General features: G+C 71.5%; 11 protein-coding genes and 1 pseudogene. 3 read left to right on the top strand and 9 right to left on the bottom strand.

Annotation, left to right across the window (positions count from 1 at the left end):
• The 3 genes and pseudogenes from ABD946_RS29845 to pgl form a co-directional block, all read left to right on the top strand.
• Positions 1-460 (top strand): annotated as a pseudogene (locus ABD946_RS29845) (glucose-6-phosphate dehydrogenase); the annotation flags it as partial.
• Complete coding sequence (gene opcA / locus ABD946_RS29840; protein WP_345288660.1) at positions 457-1,614, top strand: glucose-6-phosphate dehydrogenase assembly protein OpcA; 1,158 nt, start codon at positions 457-459, stop codon at positions 1,612-1,614. The pseudogene ABD946_RS29845 and the gene opcA, both read left to right, overlap by 4 nt.
• Before the next feature lie 47 nt (positions 1,615-1,661).
• Positions 1,662-2,393 (top strand): 6-phosphogluconolactonase, encoded by a 732-nt coding sequence (gene pgl / locus ABD946_RS29835; protein WP_380149098.1) that lies wholly within the window; start codon positions 1,662-1,664, stop codon positions 2,391-2,393.
• Between the two features lie 76 nt (positions 2,394-2,469).
• Here the strand turns inward: pgl and ABD946_RS29830 are convergent, their stop codons facing one another.
• From ABD946_RS29830 to uvrC, 9 genes are all read right to left on the bottom strand, one after another.
• Positions 2,470-2,805: an RNA polymerase-binding protein RbpA gene (locus ABD946_RS29830; RefSeq protein WP_082598926.1), complete on the bottom strand. Its 336-nt coding sequence runs from the start codon at positions 2,803-2,805 to the stop codon at positions 2,470-2,472.
• A gap of 220 nt (positions 2,806-3,025) precedes the next feature.
• Positions 3,026-3,262 carry a preprotein translocase subunit SecG gene (gene secG, locus ABD946_RS29825; protein ID WP_345288657.1) on the bottom strand — a complete coding sequence of 79 codons (237 nt, stop codon included), beginning with the start codon at positions 3,260-3,262 and terminating at the stop codon, positions 3,026-3,028.
• Positions 3,263-3,349: 87 nt separating this feature from the next.
• On the bottom strand, positions 3,350-4,135 hold the full coding sequence (tpiA, locus tag ABD946_RS29820; RefSeq protein WP_345288656.1) for a triose-phosphate isomerase: 786 nt from the start codon (positions 4,133-4,135) through the stop codon (positions 3,350-3,352).
• A gap of 3 nt (positions 4,136-4,138) precedes the next feature.
• The gene (locus tag ABD946_RS29815) at positions 4,139-5,344 is read right to left on the bottom strand and encodes a phosphoglycerate kinase (protein WP_345288655.1); all 1,206 of its coding nucleotides are present in this window, start codon (positions 5,342-5,344) and stop codon (positions 4,139-4,141) included.
• A gap of 159 nt (positions 5,345-5,503) precedes the next feature.
• Complete coding sequence (gene gap / locus ABD946_RS29810; RefSeq protein ID WP_345288654.1) at positions 5,504-6,508, bottom strand: type I glyceraldehyde-3-phosphate dehydrogenase; 1,005 nt, start codon at positions 6,506-6,508, stop codon at positions 5,504-5,506.
• Positions 6,509-6,809: 301 nt separating this feature from the next.
• On the bottom strand, positions 6,810-7,790 hold the full coding sequence (gene whiA, locus ABD946_RS29805) for a DNA-binding protein WhiA (RefSeq protein ID WP_345288653.1): 981 nt from the start codon (positions 7,788-7,790) through the stop codon (positions 6,810-6,812).
• Entirely contained in the window at positions 7,781-8,842 is a 1,062-nt protein-coding gene (locus tag ABD946_RS29800) for a gluconeogenesis factor YvcK family protein (RefSeq protein WP_380148997.1), read from the bottom strand. Before ABD946_RS29800 ends, whiA begins: the two co-directional genes overlap by 10 nt.
• A gap of 75 nt (positions 8,843-8,917) precedes the next feature.
• Positions 8,918-9,829, bottom strand: a complete 912-nt coding sequence (rapZ, locus tag ABD946_RS29795) for an RNase adapter RapZ (protein ID WP_345288651.1) — start codon at positions 9,827-9,829, stop codon at positions 8,918-8,920.
• Entirely contained in the window at positions 9,826-11,844 is a 2,019-nt protein-coding gene (gene uvrC / locus ABD946_RS29790) for an excinuclease ABC subunit UvrC (protein ID WP_345288650.1), read from the bottom strand. The genes rapZ and uvrC overlap by 4 nt, the downstream gene beginning before the upstream one ends.
• Positions 11,845-11,897 lie beyond the last annotated feature (53 nt).

Genomic DNA, 11,897 nt, shown 5'->3' with positions numbered 1-11,897 from the left:
GCGCACCGGCAAGCGGCTCGGCCGCCGGGTCACCGAGATCGCGGTGGTCTTCCAGCGCGCCCCGTACCTGCCGTTCGACTCCTACGCGACCGAGGAGCTGGGGCAGAACGCCCTGGTCATCCGGGTCCAGCCGGACGAGGGCGTCACCGTGCGGTTCGGTTCCAAGGTGCCGGGCACCTCCTTCGAGGTCCGCGACGTCACGATGGACTTCGCCTACGGCGAGTCCTTCACCGAGTCCAGCCCGGAGGCGTACGAGCGGCTCATCCTGGACGTGCTGCTCGGCGACGCCAACCTGTTCCCGCGCCACCAGGAGGTCGAGCTCTCCTGGCAGATCCTCGACCCGATCGAGCAGTACTGGGACACCCACGGCAAGCCCGCCCAGTACTCCTCCGGCACCTGGGGCCCCGCCGAGGCGGACGAGATGCTCGCACGAGACGGCAGGAGCTGGCGCCGGCCATGAAGACCGACCTCACCAACACCACCTCCAGCAAGATCAACGCGGCCCTGATGGACGCCCGCCGGGACAGCGGCTCCACCGCGGCCGGCATGGTCCTCACGCTGGTGATCGTCACCGACGAGGGCAGCGCGTACGACGCCCTCAAGGCCGCCAACGACGCCTCCCGCGAGCACCCCTCGCGCACCCTGGCCGTCATCAAGCGGGCCGGCCGCTCCCCGCGCGCCCGGGCCGAGACCCGGCTGGACGCCGAGATCCTGGTCGGCTCCGACGCGGGCTCGGGCGAGACCGTCATCCTCCGGATGCACGGCGAACTCGCCTCGCACGCCCAGTCGGTGGTCCTCCCGCTGCTGCTGCCGGACGCCCCCGTGGTGGTCTGGTGGCCGGAGAACGCCCCGCTGCACCCCGCCCAGGACCCGCTCGGCGCGCTGGCCCAGCGTCGGATCACCGACGCCGTCACCGCCGAGTCCCCGGTCGGCCAGCTGGCCCAGCGGGCCGCCAGCTACACCCCCGGCGACACCGACCTGGCCTGGACCCGGATCACCGGCTGGCGCTCCATGCTGGCCGCCGCCCTGGACCAGCGCCCGGTGACGATCACCTCCGCGGTGGTCGAGGGCGAGTCGTACAACCCGAGCGTCGAGCTGCTCGGCCTCTGGCTGACGACCCGTCTGCGGGTGCCGGTGGAGCGGGTGGTGACGGCCGGTCCGGGCATCACCTCGGTGACCCTGCGGACCGAGGACGGCGACATCGTCCTGGACCGCCCGGACGGCCTGATGGGCACCCTGTCGATGCCCGGTGCGCCGGACCGTCAGGTCGCCCTGAAGCGGCGGGAGACGGCCGAGCTGATCGCCGAGGAGCTGCGCCGGCTCGACCCGGACGACATCTACGCGGCCGCCGTGAAGACGCCGATCGAGCGCCTCAAGGAGCCCAGGTCGGAGCAGGTGACGGCTGCTCCGGTGGTCGAGGCCGCCGTCGCCGCCCCGCCCCGGGTCACCGCCCGGGTCGAGGAGGAGGCACCGGCCGCGACGGCTCCCGTGAAGAAGGCGCCGGCCGCGAGGAAGGTGCCGACCGCGAAGACGGCCACCGCCAAGAAGGCCGCCCCGGCCAAGAAGGCGGCACCGGCCAAGAAGACCGCCACCCGGAAGAAGGCCGGCTCGTGAGCACGGCCGCCACTCCCCAACTGGTGGTCCACGGCGACAAGGAGCTGATGGCGCAGGCGGCCGCGGCCCGGTTGATCACCCGGATCGTGGACGCCCAGGCCGCCCGCGGCACCGCCTCGGTGGTGCTCACCGGCGGCCGCAACGGCAACGCGCTGCTGGCCGCCATCGCCGCGTCCCCGGCCAGGGACGCGGTGGACTGGGCCCGGCTGGACATCTGGTGGGGCGACGAGCGCTACCTCCCCGCCGGGGATCCGGAGCGCAACGCCACCCAGGCCCGGGCCGAGCTGCTCGACGCGCTGCCGCTCGACCCGGCCCGGGTGCACGAGATGCCCGCCTCGGACGGCCCGGACGGCTCGGACGTGGAGTCCGCCGCCGCCCGGTACGCCGAGGAGCTGGCGAAGGCCGCCGGCCGCGGCGAGGTGCCCGAGTTCGACGTGCTGCTGCTCGGCGTCGGCCCGGACACCCACGTCGCCTCGCTCTTCCCCGAGCACCCCGGTGTGCGGGAGACCGAGCTGACCGTGGTCGGGGTCCGGGGCGCGCCCAAGCCCCCGCCCACCCGGGTCTCGCTGACCCTGCCCGCCATCCGGTCGGCCCGCGAGGTCTGGCTGCTGGCGGCCGGCGAGGACAAGGCCGGCGCGGTCGCGCTGGCCCTCTCCGGGCCGGGCGAGCTGCTGGCCCCGGCCTCGGCCGCCCAGGGCACCGTCCGCACCCTCTGGCTGCTGGACAGGGCGGCCGCGGCGAAGATCCCGCCGCAGCTGTACCCGCCCGCCTCGGCCTGACCCCGGGCAAGCGTCAGGGCCCGGTCTCCTCGTGGAGGCCGGGCCCTGCTGCGTTCCTGCTGTGGTCGACGCTCGTTCAGATCTCGCCGCGGAGCTTGGCCAGCGCCTCGGCGAGGATCGCCTCGCCGTCGGCGTCGGTGCGACGCTCGCGGACGTAGGCGAGGTGGGTCTTGTAGGGCTCGTTGCGCGAGGGCGCCGGCGGGTTGTGCTCGTCCTGGCCGGCCGGGAAGCCGCAGCGGGGGCAGTCCCAGGTGTCCGGGATGACCGCCTCCGCAGCGAAGCTCGGCTTGGTCTCGTGCTTGTTCGCACACCAGAAGGAGATCCGGTTGCGGGGGGCGGACTCGCCGCGCTCCGCCTCGCCCATCGGGCCGGCACCGACTCTGCTGCCACGGATGGCGTTGCCACTTGCCACGGTCTGACTCCCTGCGAAGGCTTACTGGTGCGTTGCGATCTCGGCCGCTGCCCGGGAAAGGGGCTGGAACGCCCACGCCCGGTGGCGAAGTCGTCCTAGTGTAAGCAGCGGTTAAGGATCTGTCCGCACCACTCCCGGCACTTCACCGCTTTCGAGCATAAGCCGCGATGCGACGCCGCGTCAGGAGTCCGGCAGTACCCGCGGGACCCGAAGTGTGGTGTCAGCCCTTGTACTTGAGCACCAGGCCGAGCACCACGATGCTGGCGAACCAGCCGATGCCGACGATGATGGTGATCCGGTCGAGGTTGCGCTCGGCGACCGCCGAACCGCCACCGGTGGACATCGCGCCACCACCGAACATGTCGGAGAGACCGCCGCCCTTGCCCTTGTGCAGCAGCACCAGGAGGACCATCAGCAGGCTGAAGACGATCAGGGCAATCGTGAACCCGAGAACCACAGCGGGACCAATCTCTCGTATCTTCGGCGAAGGGGCCGGGCCGCTGACGGCGGTCCCGGCCCCAAAGCCTACGTTGCTGGAGCGGCGTTAGCCTACTGCCTGCTCACGGTAGCGCACGATCTTGACGAACTCGTCGGCGTCCAGCGAGGCACCGCCGATCAGCGCACCGTCCACGTCGGGCTTGGCCATCAGGCCGGCCGCGCTCGAGAACTTGACCGAACCGCCGTACAGCACGCGGACCTTGTCGGCCAGCTCGGCCGAGTACAGCTCGCCCAGGCGGACCCGGATCGCGGCGCAGACCTCCTGCGCGTCCTCCGGGGTGGCCACCTCGCCGGTGCCGATCGCCCAGACCGGCTCGTACGCGACCACGATCGACTCGGCGTCGGAAGCCGGGACGCCGTCGAGCGCACCGTCCAGCTGGGCCAGGGTGTACTCGACGTGGGTGCCGGCCTTGCGGATGTCCAGCGGCTCGCCGACGCACAGGATCGGGGTGACCCCGTTCCGGTAGGCGGCCTTGACCTTGGCGTTGACGATCTCCTCGTTCTCGCCGTGGTACTGGCGGCGCTCCGAGTGGCCGATGGCCACGAAGGTGCACTTGAGCTTGGAGAGCATCGGGCCGGAGATCTCACCGGTGTAGGCACCGGAGTCGTGCGCCGAGAGGTCCTGGGCACCGTACTTGAGCTTCAGCTTGTCGCCGTCCACCAGGGTCTGCACGGAGCGCAGGTCGGTGAAGGGGACCAGGACGGCGACCTCGACGGCCTCGTAGTCCTTGTCGGCCAGCGAGAACGCCAGCGCCTGGGTGTGGCGGATGGCCTCGAAGTGGTCGAGGTTCATCTTCCAGTTGCCCGCCATCAGCGGGAGACGGTCCGTCATGTCTCAGTCCTCCAGGGCGGCGAGACCGGGGAGGGTCTTGCCCTCCAGGTACTCGAGGCTGGCGCCACCGCCGGTCGAAATGTGCCCGAACTCGTTCTCGTCGAAGCCCAGGATGCGGACGGCGGCGGCGGAGTCGCCACCACCGACCACGGTGAACGCGTCACTGTCCAGCAGCGCCTGCGCGACGGCCTTGGTGCCCTCGGCGAAGGCCGGGTGCTCGAAGACGCCGACCGGGCCGTTCCAGAACACGGTCTTCGCGTCGGCCAGCTTCTCGGCGAAGAGCCGCTGGGTCTTCGGGCCGATGTCCAGGCCCTCCTTGTCGGCGGGGATCTTGTCCGCGTCGACGATCTCGAAGTCCTCGACCGGGGCGTGGGTCTTGGTGTCCGGGAAGCTGGCGGAGATCGCCACGTCGACCGGGATCACGAACTCGACGCCGGTCTCCTCGCCGCGCTTGAGGTACTCCAGCACGGTGGGGATCTGGTCCTTCTGCAGCAGCGAGATGCCGACCTCGTGGCCCTTGGCCGCGAGGAAGGTGTACGCCATGCCGCCGCCGATCAGGATGCGGTCGGCCTTGCCGAGCAGGTTGTCGATGACGCCGACCTTGTCGGAGACCTTGGAGCCGCCGAGCACCACCACGTACGGGCGCTCCACCTCCTCGGTCAGGCGCTTGAGCACGCCGACCTCGGTGGCAATCAGGTCGCCGACCGCGTGCGGCAGGCGCTTGGGCAGGTCGTACACCGAGGCGTGCTTGCGGTGCACCGCACCGAAGCCGTCGCCCACGTAGAGGTCGGCCAGGGCGGCCAGTTCGTCGGCGAAGGCACCGCGCTCGGCGTCGTCCTTCGCGGTCTCGCCGGCGTTGAAGCGCAGGTTCTCCAGCAGCGTGACCTCGCCGTCGCCCAGGGCGGCGACGGTGGCCTTCGCGCTCTCGCCCACGGTGTCGGCGGCGAAGGACACCGGCCGGCCGAGGATCTCGCCGAGTCGCACGGCGACCGGGGCGAGCGAGAACTGCGGGTCGGGCTCGCCCTTGGGGCGGCCCAGGTGGGAAGCGACGATCACCTTGGCACCGGCCGCGACCAGCTTGGCGATGGTCGGGGCGACGGCGCGGATGCGGCCGTCGTCGGTGATGGCGCCGTTGGACAGCGGCACGTTGAGGTCGGCGCGGACGAACACCCGCTGGCCGTTGACCTGGAGGTCTTCGATCTTCTTCACGGTGGACGGATCTCCTGGGAAGAGGAGGTGGAAGCGGCACGACGGCGGACCGCTCGGCAGTGGCTACCCGGGGGTCCCGACCCGGGTTCGAGACGCAGAGCAGGGGCCCGAACGCGGGGCGTCCGGGCTCCTGCTCACATCACATCAGCTTCCGCTGGATCAGAGCTGGCCACCGACGAGGGTGGTGAGGTTGACCAGGCGGTTCGAGTAACCCCACTCGTTGTCGTACCAGCCGAAGACCTTGACCTGGTTGCCCTGGACCATGGTCATCAGCGAGTCGAAGATCGTGGAGAACGGCGAGTTCACGATGTCGGAGGAGACGATCGGGTCCTCGGTGTACTGCAGGATGCCCTTGAGGGAGCCCTCGGAGGCCTTCTGGAAGGCCTCGTTGACCTCCGCCACGGTGACCTCGCGCTCGAGGGTCACCACGAGGTCGGTGATCGAGCCGGTCGGGACCGGGACGCGCAGCGAGGTGCCGTCCAGCTTGCCCTTGAGCTCGGGGAGGACCAGGGCGGTGGCCTTGGCGGCGCCCGTCGAGGTCGGGATGATGTTGATGGACGCCGCGCGCGCACGACGCAGGTCCTTGTGCGGGAAGTCCAGCGTCACCTGGTCGTTGGTGAACGCGTGCACCGTGGTCATCAGACCCTTGACGATGCCGAAGTTCTCCTGGAGCACCTTCGCGATCGGCGCCACGCAGTTGGTGGTGCACGAGGCGTTGGAGATCACGGTGTGCTTCGCGGCGTCGTACTTCTCGTCGTTGACGCCCATCACGATGGTGACGTCCTCGTCCGTCGCCGGCGCCGAGATGATGACCTTCTTCGCACCGGCGGTGACGTGCTTCTTCGCAGCGTCCGCCTTGGTGAAGATGCCGGTGGACTCGATGACGATGTCCACGCCCAGCTCGCCCCACGGCAGGTTCGCCGGGTCGCGCTCGGCGATCACCTTGAAGGTGTGGCCGTCGACGGTGATGCTGTCGGCGGTGTGCGACACCTCGGCCTGGAGGGTTCCGAGGATCGAGTCGTACTTGAGGAGGTGCGCCAGGGTCTTGGTGTCGGTCAGGTCGTTCACGCCGACGATCTCGATGTCCGCGCCCTGGGACTTAACCGCGCGGAAGAAGTTACGGCCAATGCGGCCGAATCCATTGATGCCTACCCGGATCGTCACGAACCGATCTCCTTAGTGGGTACGTCGGTTGCCCGACGCGATGGAAATGGGATGTCCCCGACCACCTATGACCCTACCCCTCCGGGGCCTGCCTGGGCACATCGCCTCACCGCCGCAGGCCTGCCCTGACGGGCCTCCGGGACCTTGTCAGGGCCTACGTCCCGGCCCCGCAGGGCAGTTGGGCCCGGCCTCCGGGCACCTGACGGGGCGTCGGGTGACACGAAGGCCGGTGTCCACGATGTGGACACCGGCCGTTCGGTGGGTGGGCCCGCTGAGGCTCCGTCAGTTCGTGCCCGACCCGTCAGTTCATCGCCATCTCGTCGGTGAGGCTGGCCTCGGTGCTCGGCAGGCCGAGCTCGGAGGCGCGCTTGTCGGCCATCGCCAGCAGCCGGCGGATCCGGCCGGCCACCGCGTCCTTGGTGAGCGGCGGGTCGGCGAGCGCGCCGAGCTCCTCCAGCGAGGCCTGCTTGTGCTGCATCCGCAGCTGGCCGGCGGCCGCCAGGTGCTCGGGCACCTCCTCGCCGAGGATCTCCAGCGCCCGCTGCACCCGGGCGCCGGCCGCCACCGCGGCCCGGGCCGAGCGGCGCAGGTTGGCGTCGTCGAAGTTGGCCAGCCGGTTGGCGGTGGCGCGCACCTCGCGCCGCATCCGGCGCTCCTCCCAGGCCAGCACCGACTCGTGCGCGCCGAGCCGGGTGAGCAGCGCGCCGATCGCGTCGCCGTCCCGGATCACCACCCGGTCCACCCCGCGCACCTCGCGGGCCTTGGCCGGGATGCCCAGCCGGCGGGCCGCGCCGACCAGGGCCAGCGCCGCCTCGGAGCCGGGGCAGGTGATCTCCAGGGAGGAGGAGCGGCCCGGCTCGGTCAGCGAGCCGTGCGCCAGGAAGGCACCGCGCCAGGCCGCCTCCGCGTCACAGGTCGCGCCCGAGACCACCGCCGGGGGGAGACCCCGGATCGGGCGCCCGCGCCCGTCCACCAGCCCGGTCTGCCGGGCCAGCAACTCGCCGTCCTTGACCACCCGCACCACGTACCGGCTGCCGCGGCGCAGCCCGCCGGGGGCCATCACCACCAGGTCCGAGGAGTGTCCGAAGATCTCCAACAGGTCCTTGCGCAGCCTGCGGGCCGCAATGCCGGTGTCCAGCTCCGCCTCGATCACGATCCGGCCGCTCACAATGTGCAGACCGCCCGCGAACCGGAGGATCGCCGAGACCTCTGCCTTGCGGCAGCAGGCCCGGGTGACGGGGAGCCGGCTGATTTCGTCCTTGACCGCTGCCGTCATCGCCATGGGCCGATCCTTCCATGTGTCCGGAAAATCCGGTCGTACGCAGCCGCCAACAGCTCCCGGTCGTGTCGCGGCGTGCCGTCCGCGGCGGCGACCCGGTCGAGCACCAGTGCGGCACCCATCCGTCCGGCGGCCTTCTCCAGTCCGGCCAGGTCCGCCTGGCCGAAGGCGCCACCGGTGACGGCGCGCTCGTCGACAAGGATCGCATCCACCGAGAGCCCCGGAGCGTGGTCGGCGAACACCTCCAGGTGGCGCTGCGGGGTGAAGCCCTCGGTCTCGCCGGGCTGCGGGGCCAGGTTGAGGGTGAGCAGGCGGCGGGCCCGGGTGTCGGCGAGGGCCGCGGCCAGCTCGGGGACCAGCAGGTGCGGCAGCACGCTGGTGAACCAGGAGCCGGGGCCGAGCACCACCCAGTCCGCGTCCAGCACCGCCTTGACCGCCTCCGGGACGGCCGGGGGCTCCTCCGGCAGCAGCCGGATCGACTGCACCGTGCCGGGGGTGACGGCCACGTGGGCCTGGCCGCGGACGGCGGTCAGCTCGGCCGGGCGGGCCGGGTCGTGCCCGCGCACCTCGGCCTCGATGTCCAGCGGCACCGCCGACATCGGCAGCACCCGGCCCTGCACGTTGAGCAGCTTGCCGACCCAGTCCAGGGCGGCCACCGGATCGCCGAGCTTCTCCCAGAGGGCGACGATCAGCAGGTTGCCGACCGCGTGGCCGCCGAGTTCGCCGTCGCCGGTGAAGCGCTGCTGGATCACCTCGGACCAGGTCCGGCCCCACTCGTCGTCCCCGCAGAGCGCGGCCAGCGCCTTGCGCAGGTCGCCCGGCGGGAGCACGCCCAGCTCGGCCCGGAGCCGGCCGCTGGAGCCGCCGTCGTCGGCGACGGTGACCACGGCGGTCAGCTCGGTGGTGAGCCGGCGCAGCGCGGAGAGCGAGGCGGACAACCCCTGACCGCCGCCGAGCGCGGTGATTCTGGGCGCACGCCGCTGCCGCGCCGGTGCCTGCCCCGCCACCGAGTGACCCACCACTGCCACGCCGACCCCAGTCCGTCGTTCCGCCATGCCTGTACGAGCGACAGCGGGGCCGGATCCGTCACTCCCCGGTGGTGGGAACCCCTGTGCCCAGGACGCCGGTGGTCACTCCCTGCCCATGTCGCGGTGGACCAGCACCGTCTCGACGCCGTCCGCGATCAGACGCTTCGTCAGACGCTCGGACATCGCCACGCTGCGATGCTTCCCACCGGTGCAGCCTACGGCAAGGGTCATGTACCGCTTGCCCTCCCGGCGGTAGCCCTCCGTGACGATCTTGAGGAGCTCGGCGTAGCCGTTGAGGAACTCGTTCGACCCCGGCTGCTGGAAGACGTAGTCGGCCACGTCCGGGTCGGTGCCGGTGCGGGCCCGCAGCTCGGGGACCCAGTGCGGATTGGGCAGGAAGCGGCAGTCCACCACCAGGTCGGCGTCGACCGGCAGGCCGTACTTGAAGCCGAAGGACATCACGGTGGCGCGCAGCTCGGGCTCGTCGTGGTCGGCGAACTGGGCGTCGAGCTTGGCCCGGAGCTGATGGACGTTCAGGTCGGAGGTGTCGATCACCAGGTCGGCCTCGCCGCGCAGCTCGCGCAGCAGGTCACGCTCGCGCTCGATGCCGTCCACGATCCGCCCGTCCGCCTGCAGCGGGTGCGGGCGGCGGACCGACTCGAAGCGGCGCACCAGAGCGTCCTCGGAGGACTCCAGGAAGACCACCCGGAGCCGGACCCCGCGCTTCTCCAGCTCCTCCAGCGAGGTGAGCAGGTCGTCGAAGAACTTGCGCCCGCGGACGTCCACCACCACGCCGATCCGGGGCACCGCGCCCTGGGAGCGGGCGCCGAGGTCCACCATGGTCGGGATCAGGGCCGGCGGGAGGTTGTCCACCACGAACCAGCCCAGGTCCTCCAGGCACTTGGCGGCGGTGCTCCGCCCCGCTCCGGACATGCCGGAGATGATCACCAGCTCGGGGGAGTTCTCTCCGCCACCCGTCTTCTGGGTGGTGCCCCCGTGGTCTGCCGCAGTCACTTCTGGTCCCCGCTCTCGGTACTGCCGAACCTGCTGTCGTCGTCCATGCTGTCGTCAATGATCTCGCCGGTGGCGGTGTTCACCGCCGGAGCGGCGGGTGTACGGACGGCCAACGCCGCCACAACAGTCTCCGCCGTGCGCCTGCCGATGCCCGGCACCTCGCAGATCTCCTCCACGGTGGCGGCCCGCAGCTTCTTCAACGAGCCGAAGTGCTTGAGCAGCGCCTGGCGGCGAGTCTCGCCGAGGCCGGGGACGGAGTCCAGCTCCCCCGCCGTGAGCCGCTTGGCGCGCTTGCCCCGCTGGTAGGCGATCGCGAAGCGGTGCGCCTCGTCGCGGACCCGCTGGAGCAGGTAGAGGCCCTCGCTGGAGCGCGGCAGCACGACCGGGTCGGCCTCGCCGGGCAGCCAGACCTCCTCCAGCCGCTTGGCCAGCCCGCAGACCGCCACGTCGTCGATGCCCAGCTCGTCCAACGCCCGCTGGGCGGCGGCGACCTGGGGCTGCCCGCCGTCGACCACCACCAGCTGCGGCGGGTAGGCGAAGCGCTTGGGGCGGCCGTCCTCGGTGCGCGGGCCGGCCGCGGGCTCCTCCTCCTCGGGCACCGCCCACTCCCCCGTCTGCTCGCGCTCCTGGAGGTAGCGGCGGAACCGGCGGGTGATCACCTCGTGCATGGAGCGGACGTCGTCCTGCCCCTCGAAGCCCTTGATCTGGAAGCGCCGGTACTCGCTCTTGCGGGCCAGCCCGTCCTCGAAGACCACCATCGAGGCGACCACGTCCTGGCCCTGGAGGTGGGAGATGTCGAAGCACTCGATGCGCAGCGGCACCGACTCCAGCTCCAGCGCCTCGGAGATCTCCTGGAGCGCCCGGCTACGGGTCGTCAGGTCCGAGGCGCGCTTGGTCTTGTGCAGCACCAGCGACTGCTGGGCGTTCTTCTGCACGGTGGCCATCAGGTCCTTCTTGTCCCCGCGCTGGGGCACCCGCAGGTCCACCTGGGCGCCGCGCAGGCCGGTCAGCCACTCCTGCACCGGCCCGACCGGATCGGGCAGCGCGGGCACCAGCACCTCGCGCGGCACGGTCTCGGAGCCGCCGCCGTAGAGCTGCTGGAGCGCGTGCTCCACCAGGCCGGCGGTGTCCACGTCCTCGACCTTGTCGGTGACCCAGCCGCGCTGGCCGCGGACCCGGCCGCCGCGGACGTGGAAGATCTGGACGGCGGCCTCCAGCTCGTCCTCGGCCAGCGCCAGCAGGTCGGCGTCGGTGCCGTCGGCGAGCACCACCGCGTTCTTCTCCATCGCGCGCCTGAGCGCGCCGAGGTCGTCGCGCAGCCGGGCGGCCTTCTCGTACTCCATCGCGGCGGCGGCCTGCTGCATCTCCTGCTCCAGCCGGCGCAGGTGGTTGCCCGTCCGGCCGGCCATGAAGTCGCAGAACTCCTCGGCCAGTTCGGCGTGGTCCTCGGCGGAGATCCGGCCCACGCAGGGGGCCGCGCACTTGCCGATGTAGCCGAGCAGACAGGGGCGGCCGATCTGCTGGGCGCGCTTGAACACCCCGTTGGAACACGTCCGCACCGGGAAGACCCGGAGCATCAGGTCGACCGTCTCGCGGATCGCCCAGGCGTGGCCGTAGGGCCCGAAGTACCGCACGCCCTTCTTGTGCGCCCCGCGCATCACCTGGACCCGCGGGAACTGCTCGTTGAGGGTGACCGCGAGCTCCGGATAGCTCTTGTCGTCCCGGTACTTGACGTTGAACCGGGGGTCGAACTCCTTGATCCAGGAGTACTCCAGCTGCAGCGCCTCGACCTCGGTGGCCACCACCGTCCACTCCACCGAGGCGGCCGTGGTGACCATCGTCGCGGTGCGGGGGTGCAGGTTGGCCACGTCCTGGAAGTACGAGGAGAGCCGGGGCCGCAGGCTCTTGGCCTTCCCCACGTAGATGACCCGGCCGTGCCCGTCACGGAACTTGTACACGCCGGGCGAGGTCGGAATGGCCCCGGGAGCGGGCCGGTACGTGGAGGGGTCTGCCATAGTCCCCTACCGTACCGACCCGGACGGACACCCCGGGGCACTGTCCGTCAGCT

Origin of the sequence: Kitasatospora albolonga (genome assembly GCF_039535905.1) — a bacterium.
Classification (GTDB): Bacteria; Actinomycetota; Actinomycetes; order Streptomycetales; family Streptomycetaceae; genus Kitasatospora; species Kitasatospora albolonga.
This window is presented reverse-complemented; position numbering and strand designations above follow the sequence as displayed.

Excerpts from the sequence above, each read along its gene's own strand:
- ABD946_RS29800 (WP_380148997.1), bottom strand. The coding sequence starts at position 8,842 with ATGGCGGAACGACGGACTGGGGTCGGCGTGGCAGTGGTGGGTCACTCG.
- pgl (WP_380149098.1), top strand. The coding sequence starts at position 1,662 with ATGGCGCAGGCGGCCGCGGCCCGGTTGATCACCCGGATCGTGGACGCC.
- whiA (WP_345288653.1), bottom strand. The coding sequence starts at position 7,790 with ATGGCGATGACGGCAGCGGTCAAGGACGAAATCAGCCGGCTCCCCGTC.
- tpiA (WP_345288656.1), bottom strand. The coding sequence starts at position 4,135 with ATGACGGACCGTCTCCCGCTGATGGCGGGCAACTGGAAGATGAACCTC.
- uvrC (WP_345288650.1), bottom strand. The coding sequence starts at position 11,844 with ATGGCAGACCCCTCCACGTACCGGCCCGCTCCCGGGGCCATTCCGACC.
- opcA (WP_345288660.1), top strand. The coding sequence starts at position 457 with ATGAAGACCGACCTCACCAACACCACCTCCAGCAAGATCAACGCGGCC.